Origin of the sequence: Pseudomonas sp. L5B5, assembly GCF_020520285.1 — a bacterium.
In the GTDB taxonomy this organism is placed as follows: domain Bacteria; phylum Pseudomonadota; class Gammaproteobacteria; order Pseudomonadales; family Pseudomonadaceae; genus Aquipseudomonas.
Map to the genome: position 1 here is coordinate 3,601,313 of NZ_CP084742.1, position 14,278 is coordinate 3,615,590.

General features: G+C 62.2%; 13 protein-coding genes. All 13 read right to left on the reverse strand.

The features are described from left to right. Window positions 1–4: 4 nt before the first annotated feature. The gene (locus LGQ10_RS16505; RefSeq protein ID WP_226522583.1) at window positions 5–1,132 is read right to left on the reverse strand and encodes an O-antigen ligase family protein; all 1,128 of its coding nucleotides are present in this window, start codon (window positions 1,130–1,132) and stop codon (window positions 5–7) included. Window positions 1,133–1,154: 22 nt separating this feature from the next. Then, on the reverse strand, window positions 1,155–1,922 hold the full coding sequence (locus tag LGQ10_RS16510; RefSeq protein ID WP_226522584.1) for a glycosyltransferase family 2 protein: 768 nt from the start codon (window positions 1,920–1,922) through the stop codon (window positions 1,155–1,157). A gap of 42 nt (window positions 1,923–1,964) precedes the next feature. Continuing rightward, window positions 1,965–2,921: a glycosyltransferase gene (locus tag LGQ10_RS16515; RefSeq protein WP_058434186.1), complete on the reverse strand. Its 957-nt coding sequence runs from the start codon at window positions 2,919–2,921 to the stop codon at window positions 1,965–1,967. Then, window positions 2,918–4,342: a PIG-L deacetylase family protein gene (locus LGQ10_RS16520; protein ID WP_226522585.1), complete on the reverse strand. Its 1,425-nt coding sequence runs from the start codon at window positions 4,340–4,342 to the stop codon at window positions 2,918–2,920. Before LGQ10_RS16520 ends, LGQ10_RS16515 begins: the two co-directional genes overlap by 4 nt. Before the next feature lie 8 nt (window positions 4,343–4,350). Further along, window positions 4,351–5,247, reverse strand: coding sequence for an antimicrobial resistance protein Mig-14 (locus LGQ10_RS16525; RefSeq protein WP_226522586.1), 897 nt, complete (start codon window positions 5,245–5,247; stop codon window positions 4,351–4,353). Then, the gene (locus LGQ10_RS16530; RefSeq protein WP_226522587.1) at window positions 5,247–6,377 is read right to left on the reverse strand and encodes a glycosyltransferase; all 1,131 of its coding nucleotides are present in this window, start codon (window positions 6,375–6,377) and stop codon (window positions 5,247–5,249) included. Before LGQ10_RS16530 ends, LGQ10_RS16525 begins: the two co-directional genes overlap by 1 nt. Beyond that, window positions 6,361–8,118, reverse strand: coding sequence for a carbamoyltransferase (locus LGQ10_RS16535; protein WP_226522588.1), 1,758 nt, complete (start codon window positions 8,116–8,118; stop codon window positions 6,361–6,363). Before LGQ10_RS16535 ends, LGQ10_RS16530 begins: the two co-directional genes overlap by 17 nt. Before the next feature lie 234 nt (window positions 8,119–8,352). Then, on the reverse strand, window positions 8,353–9,807 hold the full coding sequence (locus LGQ10_RS16540) for a lipopolysaccharide kinase InaA family protein (protein ID WP_226522589.1): 1,455 nt from the start codon (window positions 9,805–9,807) through the stop codon (window positions 8,353–8,355). After that, the gene (locus LGQ10_RS16545) at window positions 9,807–10,559 is read right to left on the reverse strand and encodes a lipopolysaccharide kinase InaA family protein (RefSeq protein WP_058437409.1); all 753 of its coding nucleotides are present in this window, start codon (window positions 10,557–10,559) and stop codon (window positions 9,807–9,809) included. Before LGQ10_RS16545 ends, LGQ10_RS16540 begins: the two co-directional genes overlap by 1 nt. Continuing rightward, entirely contained in the window at window positions 10,556–11,290 is a 735-nt protein-coding gene (locus LGQ10_RS16550; protein WP_226522590.1) for a lipopolysaccharide kinase InaA family protein, read from the reverse strand. Before LGQ10_RS16550 ends, LGQ10_RS16545 begins: the two co-directional genes overlap by 4 nt. Next, a complete protein-coding gene (rfaP, locus tag LGQ10_RS16555) occupies window positions 11,290–12,096 on the reverse strand; it encodes a lipopolysaccharide core heptose(I) kinase RfaP (protein ID WP_058437411.1) in 807 nt (268 codons plus the stop codon). Before rfaP ends, LGQ10_RS16550 begins: the two co-directional genes overlap by 1 nt. Beyond that, a complete protein-coding gene (locus tag LGQ10_RS16560) occupies window positions 12,093–13,217 on the reverse strand; it encodes a glycosyltransferase family 4 protein (protein ID WP_226522591.1) in 1,125 nt (374 codons plus the stop codon). The genes rfaP and LGQ10_RS16560 overlap by 4 nt, the downstream gene beginning before the upstream one ends. Beyond that, the gene (gene waaC, locus LGQ10_RS16565; protein ID WP_058437219.1) at window positions 13,217–14,278 is read right to left on the reverse strand and encodes a lipopolysaccharide heptosyltransferase I; all 1,062 of its coding nucleotides are present in this window, start codon (window positions 14,276–14,278) and stop codon (window positions 13,217–13,219) included. The genes LGQ10_RS16560 and waaC overlap by 1 nt, the downstream gene beginning before the upstream one ends.

The window sequence follows — 14,278 nt, forward strand, 5'->3', positions numbered from 1 at the left end:
CGCTTTACAGGTTTTGTACTGGTCGCGGTTTTAGTGCATGCCCCAGGATCAGGGCTGCCGGTAGCAGGACCAGCGGCCACAACTCATCCGGGTTGCCGATCAACAGGCTGCCATCGAAGTTGAGCATCACCAGAGCGCACGCCAGGTACATGCCCCACGCATCGCGCAGACGCCAGGCATAGGCTAGCGTAGCCGCCATCAGGCCAACGAAGATCAACAGTGCCGGCGCGCCGGTATACAGGCCCAGCGCGACGAAAATGTTATGCGGGTGCTGGATTGGCATCCAACCACCCAGCAACTGGCTAGAGTGGAAGTCCACGCCGCAGCCCAGGGTCCAGCCACAGTTCTGCCACTCGCCAACCATCACGTGGAACAACTCGGTCCGGTAGGAGTCGCCACGCGTCCACAACGACTGATACCACGCCTCGTTGTGAATGCCCCAGACCACGGCAGCCAGAACCACTGCACCGAGGACGACGGCTGCTCCCACGGCCTTGGGCTTGAGATACAAGCCGTACAGCACCCAGAGGCCGAAGAGAAATGCCGCGCCGACCAGCGCCGTACGAGTCTGCAGGACAAAGGTCACAGCCACCACCGACAACAGGATCGCGGCAGCCGCTTCTACCCAGCGCTTGGACTTCACCCACAAAGGCAGGGCCAGGGCCAACGCACAGAACAGCCAGATACTGGCGTAGATCACATTCTGCAGGCGTGCCGGCAAGAGACCGACCCGACTACCAAACTCGAACTCTCCCGTGCTCCAGCTGTAGATCGAACTGGCATAGATATACAGACAGAGGATCCAGAACTGGCCACGGATGAACTGTGGGCTACGGAAGAATGCCGGGGCAGTCAGGGCCGCGACAACGAATATGAACAGCAGGGTATAGGTGATGTGCTTGTAGAACTGGCCTTTGCCGGCAAGGATTCCAGGCACGAAGAACCACAGGATAAAGACCAGCCAGCCCCAGGCCAGAGGCTCCTTGAGCAACTTGCGGCCATGGCCGGCAATCAGGAAGACCAGCCCCGGCAAGGCAATGAAGGCGTAAAAGATATTGTTAGTCCACTTAGAGGACCAGCCCACCACATAACTCAACAAAAACACGCACAACAGCGTGCTGAAGTAGAGCATGGTTCTACCAGGCTTCGAACGATCAAATTCCATGTATCAACCAACCCAATGCGAGACCAAGAATAAAAACTGCCGACAACTTGATTCGGTCACGACGCTTGCGACGCTGTTTGTCCACTCGCTCCTTGGGAAGCTCGACATGCTCGCCAAAGCCCGTGTGCAGCACTGCGTCATTTTCCAGAATCAGGCCATAACGATTGTCACGGGCATACACCCGCGAAAGATCCTTCTCTCCTGAAAATGCCGAGTAAGGGGCATGCAACAGGTAGTCCGCCTTGCGTCGCAGGCCTGGATTCAGGGAAAAGCCCTGCCAGTCAGCCTTGTGCGAACCCAGCACGTAAAAAGGAATCCCGTCGACCACCTTGCGATCGTTCAGGAAGATGTAGGGGCTGTGTACGGCCAGATCATGATTGAAGCTGCGCAGCCAGACTTGCAGCGCTTGAGGGTCGTTTTCCAGGAGGACCTGGGACTCTTCGATAAAGCCTTCACGATAAAAACCCCAGTCATCCTCGCAGTGGAAGACCCAGGAAGTCTGCACCTGCTCATAGGCAAGATCGATGGAGCGCAGCTGACCCAGGCGCGGGGCGTTGACAAAAAACCGGGTATGCGGCCGCCAATGTTCCGGAATGCAGTTCTCCACCTCTTTATCACCGGAATCTTCGGTGATGAACACCTGGCGGATAGGTGCGGTATTGAAGCGATCGAATGTTTCCAGGGTTCGTTTCAACAGGTCGAAACGACCACAACTGGTCACCACCACCGATATATCGCTAGTTTCGCTAAACAGCATTTAATAGCACCAAGTCATTAGCGGGAAGTTGTCACGAGGCTCTTACAAGCCCAACGCCACACGTAGTCTTTCTGTCCAGCTCAGCGGTGCACGCTCGCGAAGCGGGGCGCGCATGCATTCAACCACCGCATGGCCTACCGCCCGGAAGCTGTAGCGCTGTTCTACCAGGGCCTGCCCCGCCTCTGCGATGGACTGGCTGAGCTCTGGTGAGGCGCGCAGTTGCTGGAGTTTCTGCCTCAGTTCCTCACGATCGCGGTACAGTACAATGTTCTGCATATCGATAAAACCCAAGGCCCGGTTCTCCTCGGCGCCCTGGTCAAAAGCGAACAATACGCAGCCACAAGCCATGGCTTCGAAGTTCTTGATCATGTATTCGCCCATGCCGACGTCGGCACTGACGAAATAGCGAATACGATTCAGGGTTTCGCAATATTCCTCACCCGACTTGGTGCGGGTGATCAACAGGTTCTCGACTTCGGCAATCGACTCCAGCATGTCCTTGCGACCAGAGTACGCCACGCTGTTCAGGCTGCCGACGAAGCCCAGCTCGATGTCCCGCTCACGAGCGCGATCCTGCAACAGCGCCTGGTCGTAACCCTTGGGTACGAAGTGCGCATCAAAACCTTCCTCACACAAACGCTGGCTGACCATGTATCCCGAACTGATGACCCGTGCCCAGGGCAGCTTGCGGTAGTGCGCGCTGAACTTGCCGGTGTACTTGCAAGGGATGTAGTTCTGGTACGCGTCATGCTCGAGGATAACCAGGTTAGGCAGCGTCTGTATGAACCTGACCTGTCTGATTTCCTTTTTGAAGCGCAGAAAAAAAACGATCCGGTCGTAACGCTCGACATCCACGTGTTCGCGGAAATACTTGCGCAGATTGTCCTGCTCGGCACTGGTCAGCAGGCGCATGTCACAATCGCACTGTTCGGCAATGCCGTCATAGAGTCGATCAAGAATGGCCCGCTGTTCTTTCTGAACCAGAAACAGAACTTTCACACTTCCTCTCTTTTGCTTGGCTTCTCGTCGACCCAGAACAGCTCGTGCTGGCGCACCGCCTTGCGGAAAAACTCGTTTTCACCAAATGCAGGCCAATGCCGGGCAGCCAGATAACGCTGGATGAGGCGCCTGATCTTGCGTTTGAAGGGGGGTGGCGGCTGCAAGTCGTGCATCATGCCCAAAGACATAGCCTTGTGCCACTGTCTTTGTGGAAGGATGGACAACGCCCAGGGTCGCAGCGGCGCCTGTGTTGCCAACTGTGGCGGCAGTGCCACGCCACAGCCGGCACGCCCCATCGGCCAACGGTCGTTGTCGTGCAGATGGTTGGCATAATAAAGCAGGGTCTCGGGCTGGCTGCCGGTTCTGCTCAGAGCCTCCAGCACCGCCTGCTGCGCACAGACATGGTCCGGATGGGGATCGAAATGGGGGTGAGGCAGGACGATGACCTGAGGCTGGATATGCTCGATCAGTTCGACCATATCCCGGACCAGGTTCTGCCAGGAGGGAACTCCGTCGGCGTCGCTGGCCAGGCTCAAGCGATTGAAACGCCGGAAAGGACGAGTATCGGCCATGTCGGCCTCTCGCGAGCCGAAAGACTCCGCAGGTGCGGCCTGCATCGCTGCCAGTTGCAGGCAGAAGTACCCCAACTGCACGCAACGCTCCTGGGGAACGCCTGCCCATAAGGGCACGCTGATGCTGTCCCAGGCCCGGAGCGAGCCCTTCAAGCGAGCCGCCTCGACACCTTCGAGCCCCATCTGCCGGTAGTGCTCGGCTTCGATCTCGCCTGCAGTCAGGGTCACTATCCAGCTTTGCGCGGCCTGGCTGTACAGGCCGAACGCTGCCAACTCGGCATCGTCGGCATGGGGCGCCACGACCAGCACACGCTTGGCCAGGTAGTCGGGATGGCGCAGGACAAACAACTCGACCTCGGGATCCAGCCGGCAAAAGCGGCCCACGAGCGTCAACTTCGAATCCTTGAGGGCGGCCTGCTGCCCGGTCAGATTCAGGTAGCGCACCCCTCGCACACCGCGCTCGAAGTCCTGGCAGTCCGCAGTCCCACCGAGCATTCGCACGCCCGGATCGAACAGCCGCCCCAGCCAGGACGACGTGAGACGCACCTTGAGAATCAAGGTGTCTTTATCATCCAGGACCAGGGACTGGGGCAGATTCAGCCTGCTCTCGGACAGTTGCAACGAGAGCTGCTCATCCGCCTGCAACTGGTAGGCGTAGTCATCCTGGGGGGAATAGAACAGGTGGTCGGCAAACCAGGCTTCATGGGCCAGCCAGCCCAGTACCGCCAGCACCAGCGGTAACCACCAGGCCACCAGGATTCCAGCCAGCAGCAACAGCGCCAACCCGATCGACAAGGCGATACGCTTGTTGCGCCGGTGACGCTTGAGCAGTTGCTGCTTGCGACTCATGGGTTGGCTCATACCTGGAAAACCGGCACAGGATTGCACCAACGATCCTTGTATTCACGGTCGGCGCGACCAAAGGAAAAACGCAGCGGTTTGTCCAGCGCCCGCGCCTGCTCCCAGGCACTCTGGGTGTTGAGGAAACTGAGCACACTGCCGGGGCTGAATTCACGGGTCTGGGGGTCGACACCACCATTCACGTACTCGACGCTGATCCATTGCGGCGCTTCGACCCGATAGACCAGTTGCACGGCAATCGGTGCGTCGTTGAGAAAGATTACCGAGCCGATCAGCAGTTCGCGAAGACGCTCCAGCACCTCGGGCATGCGCTCGGCGCCCGTCGCGGCAAATCCCCAGCGACGCTGGAACAGATCGCAATAGATGGCGGCCAACTCGAGACTGGTGAAATCACTCACCGGGCGTACCACCCCGCCCGCCTCTTCCAGCAGACGCAATTCGCGACGCTGGTTGTAGCGAAACTTCTTCGACAATTCTTCCGGGGTCCGGGCCATGGCCAGTTGTTCAGCCTGGGGTCGCAGCTGAGCGAAGCGCCCTTCGTTCAACGCCGAGAGATAGCGTCCGCGATGGCGCAGTGGTGCCTGGGCATCGGCCGCTGCTGGAAGGATCAGCTCGGCATTGCCGATGTCGAACAGGCCTTTCTTGCCCGCGCGCTTGAGTACGTCCTTGGACAACGCCAGGTCCCGCCCCCAGGTAGCGATGGCTGCCTGCACCTGGCCATCGCGCTCCCAGGCCAGGTAGCGCACCGGAATCTGTGCCATGTCCGCCAACTGCGCGACAACCAGCGGGTAGGTGGCCACGCTGCCACCGAAACGCTGCCAGGCATCGGCATAGGTCGACGCGTCAATGACAGACCAGCCGCGCTCGCGCCAGCCTTGGAATCGATTGAGCATCAGCCCCTCGCGGTCAGTTCGGTGACGTGTGGCAGGCGCCAGAATACGTCGCGCACGGCCCGGTCGGAGAACCGCTCACGCAGGCGATCGAGCATCAGTTCGGCACAGACTCGCCGCTGATGTTCATCCATTGCCGCCAGGTGTTGCAGGCCCTGGGCCAGGTGCTCGACGTCCCCCAGGGGGAACAGGATGCCCACGCCCTCGACTACTTCCCTGGCACCGCCGCAGGCGGTCGCCAGCAATGGCACGCCGGCAGCCATGGCCTCCAGCAGGACCATGCCGAAAGGCTCGTGGTCGGAGCTCAGGGCGAATACATCGAACGCCCGGAAATAGCGCCGGGCCTCTGGAACCTGGCCGAGGAACAGCACGCGATCGGCGATGCCCAGCTCGCGAGCCAGGGACTTGAGGTCCTTGTCCAGGCGGCCGGTACCCAGGATCGCCAACTGGCTGCCTTGGGGTAGCTGCGGCACCGCGGCGGCGAATCCCCGCAACAGGGTGGCCTGGTCCTTGTCCGGATGCAGGCGCCCGACGTTGCCAATGATCCAGGCATCGGCAGGCAGCCCCAGTTCGACGCGGGCCTCGGCCCTGCCCAACTGGCTGGCCTGCAAGGCGTCCAGGTCGATCCGGTTGTACAGGGTCTGGATACGCTCCGCCGACCACTTGGGCAGGCAGGCACGCATGTCGTCACGCACCGCGTCAGACACCCCGAGCAGGCTCAGGCGCTTGCGAAACAGCCCGGCGAACAGCTTGCGGCTGCCACGCTTGTAATCGCAAAACGCATGGTGGACACCGATCACCGGCAAACGAGTCCCCAGCAGGGCGATGTAGATTGGCTTGAAACGATGGGCGATGCACAAGCTGAAGTTGCGCGACGCGGCGATCCTGCGCAGGTCACGGATGGCACCCAGCTTCAGGCCGCGAATGGCCTTGGAGCTGTACTCCATGAACAGCACTTCGTCGGACGCGCAACCTGCGGCAACCTCGGCATCGGCAACCCCGGTCAGAAAGACCGTGGTCACCCGATAACCGCTGCCTGAAAACAGGCTGGCATATTGCCGCGCGCAGTCCAGGAACGGCCCGTCATAGCCGTGGCAGAACTGCAGCACATGGCGTTCAGCCGACCGTGTCATAAGGATCCACGCCGTCTTTGACCACCAGAATGTCTTCCATGATCAGGTATTGCAGGTCGGAGCCGTAGAACATGTTCAGGGCGTCGGTAGGCGAGCAGATCATCGGCTCGCCGCGGCGATTCAACGAGGTGTTCAGCGAAACGCCGTTGCCAGTCAGCACTTCCAGGGCCTTCATCATGTCGTAGTAGCGCGGGTTGTACTCGCGCTTGAGCACCTGGGCCCGGGACGTGCCGTCCTCGTGGACCACTTCCGGCACCCGGGTCTTCCACTCTTCAGCCACTTCGAAGGTGAAGGTCATGAACGGTGCCGGATGGTCGACCTTGATCATCTGCGGCGCGACGGTGTCGAGCATCGACGGGCAGAAAGGCCTCCAGCGCTCGCGGAACTTGATCTGCTCGTTGATCCGGTCGGCGACGCCAGCGGCGCTCGGGCAACCGATGATCGAACGACCGCCGAGGGCCCGCGGACCGAACTCCATGCGGCCCTGGAACCAGGCCACCGGGTTGCCGTCCACCATGATCTTGGCGATCCGCTCGGGGGTGTTTTCAATCTGGCGCCAGGCCGGTTTGTTCGGGTGGCGGGCACAGGCGGCGATCACGTCTTCGTTGCTGTAGGACGGGCCGAGATAGACGTGTTCCATCTTCTCGACCGGCACCCCACGGGCATGGGAAACATAGGCCGCAGCACCTACTGCGGTGCCCGCGTCGCCGGAGGCCGGCTGCACGAACAGTTCCTTCACATCCGAACGAGCGATGATCTTCTGGTTCAGCTTGACGTTCAGCGCGCAGCCACCGGCGAAGGCCAGCTTGCCGGTTTCCTTCAGCGTGTCGCCCAGATAGTGGTCGATCATCTGCAGGGCCAGTTTCTCGAACAGTGCCTGCATGCTGGCGGCGTAATGGATGTACGGCTCGTCGGCGATGTCGCCTTCGCGCTTGGGACCCAGCCACTCGATGAGTTTCGGCGAGAAGTAGAACCCCTTGCCCTTCTCCTTGTAGCGGCGCAGGCCGATGACGTTGGCGTAGTCGGTGTTGATCACCAGCTCGCCATTTTCAAAGCTGGCCAGGCGCGAGAAGTCGTACTTGCTGGCATCGCCGTACGGCGCCATGCCCATGACCTTGAACTCGCCGTCGAGCATCTCGAAGCCGAGGAACTCGGTGATCGCGCCGTACAGGCCGCCCAGGGAGTCCGGGTCGAAGAATTCCTTGATCTTGTGGATCTTGCCGTTTTCGCCGTAGCCGAAGAACGTGGTGGCGTATTCGCCCTTGCCGTCGATCCCGAGGATCGCGGTCTTCTCCTTGAAGCCCGAGCAATGGTAGGCGCTGGAGGCGTGGGCCAGGTGGTGCTCCACCGGCTCGATCTTGATCTTTTTCGGATCGAAGCCCAGTTGCTCCAGGCACCAGACGATCTTGTTGCGATAGCGCTTGTAGCGACGGTTGCCCATCAGGATCGCGTCCAGGGCGCGGTCCGGGGCATACCAGTAGCGCTTGGCATAGTGCCAGCGGGCCTTGCCGAACAGACTGATCGGGGCAAATGGAATCGCGACCACGTCGACGTCGGACGGCTTGATCCCGGCCTGTTCCAGGCAGAACTTCGCCGACTCGTAGGGCATGCGGTTCTTTGCATGCTTGTCGCGCACGAAACGCTCTTCTTCAGCAGCGGCAATCAGCTTGCCGTCGATGTACAGGGCTGCCGAAGGATCATGGCTAAGGGCGCCGGACAGGCCAAGAATCGTCAATGCCACAGGGGTCTAGCCTCGTTTAGTCTGCATGCGGGCGCAGAGCGCCTTGAAAATGAAGTGTGCTCGCAAGGGGCGAGAAACAACGAAAGGGCGGGATTATAACGTAAAAGCAGGGGCAAGCCTCTAGCGGCAAGCCACAAGCCGGACTGCGTCCGGCGCGCCCGCACTGTTGCCGCCACTACCCTGGAAGGCCTTCCAGGGCTTGTCGTGGCGGTGGCAGCGACCACAAGTCGCAGATCAGGCCTCGACAGCCTGGACAGTCCTGGGCAAACGTTGATCAATCACTTGATACAAATTGCTGCTTTCTGGCCAGTTGCGCATGAAGCGCGCGCGATCACGGGCGTACGCCGCAGAGAAGCTGGCGAGACTGCCGTGCTGGCACATGGAGTCCAGGTCGATCAGCGCCCAGCGATCCTCTTGCCAGAACAGGTTGTGCCCCTTGAGATCGCCATGGCTGATGCGCTCCCTGATCAAGTCGGCAAACAACCGATCCAGTGCCTGCAGCTCAAGCTCCGGGGCCTCGCCGCTGGCAACGAACGGAGCGAAACGCTCGATGATGTCCGGGCCCGGCAGGTACTCGGTCACCAGGTAGGCACGTCGACGCAGCCAGAGGAACCGCTGCTCCAATACCGCCAGGGGCTTGGGCGTGGCAATCCCCAGGAACGCCAGGCGATTGCCTTCGCGCCAGGAGTGCCAGGCACGGCTCGGGCGCCAGAAACGCTTGAGCCAGTGGGCAACGCCCTTGATGTTGTAGCGCTTGAGCACCAGGGTCCGACCGCCGGCCTCGACCCGACCGACACTCGCCGCGCCGCCAGTCTTGTACAGGTGCCCCTGATCCAGCAGGGCGTCGGCCTGTTCCAGCACCGGCAACATCGCCGCCTCTTCCTCACGCCGGATCGCCCGCAGGGCGAAAGGCCCGCGACGCACGCTGAACAGCGTGCATTCACGACCGATCTTGGCCAGGAAGTCCCGCAGGCGCCAGGTACGTACCTTGTCCACCTGCTTCTGCAGGGCCTCCAGGGGCAGGGCATGCTCGGCATTGCTCAGCAGATAATGCACCAGCAACTCTTCGGTGAACGGCTCCAGGCTCTTGGGCAACTGGGCGAAGAACACCCCGAGGTTCTCCAGGACCTTGGGCCGGGACAGGGGCTTGCCTGCCTCTTCGACGCAGATACCCGCACCATCGATCAGGTGCAATTGGCCGTCGTGACGCAGCAGGTTGTCCAGGTGCAGGTCTTCCTGCCACAGGCCCCTGGCATGCAACCGGGCGATTGCCCCCAGCGCCTCGGCCAGCACCTGGGTCTGTTCATCGGCCAGCACCGGCAGTGCTTGCACCTGGTTCCAGGCCTCGCCAAGGCTTTGCGCCCCTTCCAAGAACTCGAAGAGCAGCCAGCCGCCCTCCCCCTCCTGCAAACCGTCGGCCAGCAGCAGCGGCGTGGTCAGCCCTTGCTCAGCCAGCAGGCGTACGCCTTGCAGTTCGCGCTGAAAATGCCGCGCCGCCTTGGGCCCGACCAGCAACTTGGCCAGCACCGTACGTCCGCGCCAGACCCCGGCGCCGACATACCGCTGCCCTGGCAACACCCGCAACAGGCTCAGCAGTTGCAACTGCGCCGGGCCGGCGGCGTCCGCCAGCGCAAGGCTCAGGGGCAGCGCCGGATTGCGCCCGGCATGCTTCAGCTCGGACAAATGCATCAACGGGTTTCCTTATGGCTGCTGCGGGCACTGAGACGGGCGACCCAGGCGTCCAGCAAGGAACTGTCCTGCGGCTGGTCCAGATACGTCGCCAGCAGGCAGCGCACCTCTTCGGTGCTCCACACCGAGGCCCGGCGCAACAGGGGTTCGAGATCCTTGACCCGATCACGCTGACCGAACAGCAATGGCCGGGTCTTCTCCAGGTCGATCAACTGTGCCTGGTAACCGGCACCTTCCTGACGCAGGAAAATATGCTTGGGATAAAAACAACCGTGCACCTGACGCAAACCATGCAGTTGGCGGGCCAAACGGCCGCAGGCCTCGAGCACGGCCTGGCGCTGTGGCACGGCAAGCTGCTCCCATTGCGCCAGCAGCGCATCCAGGTCGTCCCAGCCATCCAGGGCCCGGGTCAGGAGGATCGCCCGGGACTCGCCATTGACCTTGCGCATGCCGAAGAACACCGCCTGCAAGGCCGGAATGCCCAGTTGCTGGTAGCGCCGGATATTGCGGAACTCGCGAGAGAAGCTGGGTTCACCGAAAGGATGGCGCAAGGTACGGGTCAGGTAGTTGGTCTGCCGCTTGAGGTAGAACCCATGCCCTTCCACATCCAGGCGATACACGCTGCTGTAGCCGCCACGACCGGTATTGGGCTCGTCCACCGCATCCAGTTGCCTGGCCCACAGCTGCTCGAAAGTGCCGAGGCCGTTGCGCTCCAGCAGCGCACGCTCCTCGGACGCCAGGAAATCAGTCATTCACGTCCCTCGAAAAATCTCACCACGTGGCGAATGCGCTCCTTGTCGGACGCAGTCAGGCGATCGCGCTGGCGATACTGCAGGTAGAAACGCAGGCGCTGGGTAGCCGAAAGATGATACTTGGCCACCTTGTCCAGGCAGGCCAGGTCCTTGGTGATCCGGTACTTGAGCCAGAATCCACGCCAGAAATCGCCGTTCGGGCAGTCGATCAGGTACAACCGGGCCTGGTCATCGACCAGCAGGTTGCGCCACTTCAAATCGTTATGGGTAAAACGATGGTCATGCATGATGCGGGTATGGGTCGCCAGCTGCCGGCTGACGCCATCGACCCAGCCCCGGTCCTTGAGTCGCGGGTCATTGCGCTCGGCCAGCACCGACAGGTCCTCGGTCCGCGGCAGCTCACGGGTGATCATCGCCCCCCGGGAGTAGGCCAGGCAGCGACGCTCCAGGCCCCAGGCCACGACATCGGCGGTGGGGATGCCCCACTTGGCGAAACGCTTGAGGTTCTGCCACTCGAACTTGACCCGGGGCTTGCCCAGGTAGCGCCGCAGGTTCTTGCCGGCACCGGTGTAGCGCTTGACGTAATAGTTGACGCCGCCACGCTCGACGCGGATGACCTCGGACAGCGGATCACGAGTCAGGTGCTCGCCCTTGAGGGAGAACACCGCTTCCAGACTGCCGAAATCTTGTGCCAATGCCTGATAGGCAGGGTCCAGGTTCCAGCTAGCCATCAGAGCGCATCTCCGTACCGTTGCTTGCGAGCGTAGAGTTTGTCGGCCTTGCCCTCGAGCCAGGACAGCAGCGCGGCTTCCTCGGCAAGGATTTGCCGCAGCGGTTGCTGGAAGTACCCCTTGAGGAAACGCAGCTTGTCGCGATGCGTCAGGCCGATGTCCAGGGCAGAAAAGTACAGGGCCGCCAGATCCTTGTTGCGCCAGCGCAAGGTGATCTTCGGCCGGGTCTGGGCGCGATGCAGGTCGATCAGCGACAGCTTGAGCCCCTCGGGCGTGATCGGCCGGTCGGTGTGCAACAGGAAATGGCAGATGTAGCAGTCGCGGTGATTGACCCCGGCGCGGTGCATGGTGCCGGTCATGCGCGCCACTTCGGCGATCAGCGCACGCTTGAGCGCAGGCTCGGGCGGCTGCTTGACCCAATCGATGCTGAAGTCTTCCAGGCTGATGGTCGGCGCCAGCTCTTCGGTGACGATGAACGAATGCTGGTTCGCCGGATTGGCGCCACGCTCGCCATAGGCCACGGCAGTCATGGTCGGCACACCGGCCTGGTGCAGGCGCTCAAGGGCCTGCCACTCCTGGCCGGCACCCAGTACCGGCAGCTTGGCGGTGACCAGGTTCTTGGCGATCTCGCCCCAGCCGATACCACGATGGATCTTCACGAAATACCCGCGGCCGTCGACTTCCGTACGCAAGGTACGGCGCGCTTCCAGCTCGCGATAGACCTGGCCCTCGAGCTCTTCGACGGCAGTGAACGGGTCACGTCCGGCCCAGAGGCTCTTGAAGGGTTCGGCAAGCATCAACTTCATCGGTGTTGCTCCGCCAGAATCACATCCGCAGCGTGCTGCGGCATGCTGTAGAGGTCGGCCGTCTCGGCGAACGCCAGGCCATTACGGCTCCAGGTCGCGCGTGCAGCATCGTCGGTCAACATGGTGGTGAGGTATTGATTGAGCTGCGCCTGCTCCAGTGGCTCGTCCAGCACCAGGCCGCTCTGGGCCTCGGCAATGTAATGGGCATAACCGCAGACCGCACTCACCAGCACCGGCAGCCCGGCCACCAGGGCCTCCAGCAGTACGGTGCCGGTATTTTCGTTGTAGGCCGGGTGGATCAACAGGTCGGCCCCCAGCAGGAAGCGCGGGATATCGCTGCGACCCTTCATGAACTGCACCTGGTCGCCCAGGCCCAGCGCGGCGCTCTGCACCTGGAATACCTTGGGGTCGTCCTGGCCGATTACAAACAGCCGGGTGCGTTTTTTCAGTGCGGATGGCAGTGCCGCCAGGGCCTTGAGGCTGCGATCCACGCCCTTGGTCTTGAACCCGGAGCCGATCTGCACCAGCAGCAAGTCGTCGTCCTTGAGGTTGAACTCGCGACGGAAATCCGCCCGGATCTCGGCCGCATTGGCCGGCGCCCGCCGGTCCTGGGCAATCCCCGGCGGCAACAAATGGAAGCGCTCCAGCGGAGTGTCGTAGTGCTTGATGAACAGCGGCTGCTGGACCTCGGAGATCATCAGGATCTCGGTCTTGGCCTCCTTGGCGAACACGGCCCGTTCGTACTCGGCGAAGTGCCGGTAGCGGCCCCAGCGACGGTACAGGGAGTGCCGCAGGTTCTGCGCCTTGTCCTCGAAACATCCATCGGCGGCGTAGTAGACGTCCAGCCCCGGCATCTTGTTGAAACCCACCAGCCGGTCCACCGGGCGCTTGGCCAGGTCGGCCTCCATCCAGGCGCTGAGCTTTTCATTGCGCCGATGGTTGAACAGCGCCTTGACCGGCGCCACCAGCACCTCGAAACCCGGGGGGACTTCACCCTCCCAGATCAGCGTGTAGACACGAATCTGGTGGCCACGGCGCTGGCACTCCAGGGCAATGCGCATGAAGTCGCGCTGCAAGCCACCGAAGGGGAAATACTTATAAAGGACAAAAGCCAATTGCATCAGCGCGGCTCCTCAGCCAGTAACAAGGTGCTCAGTCGGCTGGCGACACGCTCGGGATTCAGGCGAGTGAAGCACAGCGGCCACTCGCGCTTGAGGTCGAACCGCTGCCGATCCACGGCAGTCGGCTGGTAGGTGCATTGTTTCTGCAGGCACGGGGCACAGGGGAAGTCGCTCCCCAGGTGGATCTGCACCCGGCCATAAGCGCCGGTCAGCCCCGGATTGGTCGGGCCGAACAACGAGATGGTCGGCACATCCAGGGCGGCGGCCAGGTGCCCCAGCCCGGTATCCACGGCCACGCAGGCCTGGGCATCAGCCAGGACCCGGGCAACGCCGGCCAGGTTCAGCCTGGGCAGCACCGTGGCATTCCTCAGGCCGCTGGCGATGCGCTCGGCCCGGGCCTTCTCGGCAGCATTGCCCCAGGGCAACTTGACCTCGACCCCCAGCATGCCCATGCGTTCGGTCAGCTCGCGCCAGTAGGCCTCGGGCCAGTGCTTGGTGTCCCAGGTGGTGCCGTGCAGAAACAGCACGAAAGGGTTCTTGCGCGGCAGTTCCACCAGCTTCTCGACATTCAGGCCGTAGTCGCCCAGCCCCTGGGGCAGGTCATAGCCCAGGGCCACGGCGAACAGCTGGCGCACCCGCTCCACGGCGTGCTGCCCACGGGCCACCGCCAGGCGCCGGGTGTAGAAACGCGAGGCCATGGGCTCGCGGGCCGAGTGCTTGTCCAGCCCCGCCACCGGGGCACGCACATAGCGGGTCAGCCAGGCACTCTTGAGCAGGCCCTGGGCATCGATCACCAGGTCGTACTTGGTCGAACGCACGTTCTGCTTGAAGCGGCGCCACTCGCCGCTCTTGAAGGTTTGCCAGATGTTCTTGCGCCAGCGACGGATCGCCACCGGGATCACCTTGCCCACCGCCGGGTGCCAGGTGGGAATCTCGGCGAACCCCTCCTCCACCACCCAGTCAAACTTGATTCCCGGGATCGCCCGCATCGCATCGGTCAGCGCCGGCAATGCATGGATCACGTCACCCAGGGAGGACGTCTTGATCAACAGTACCCGCAA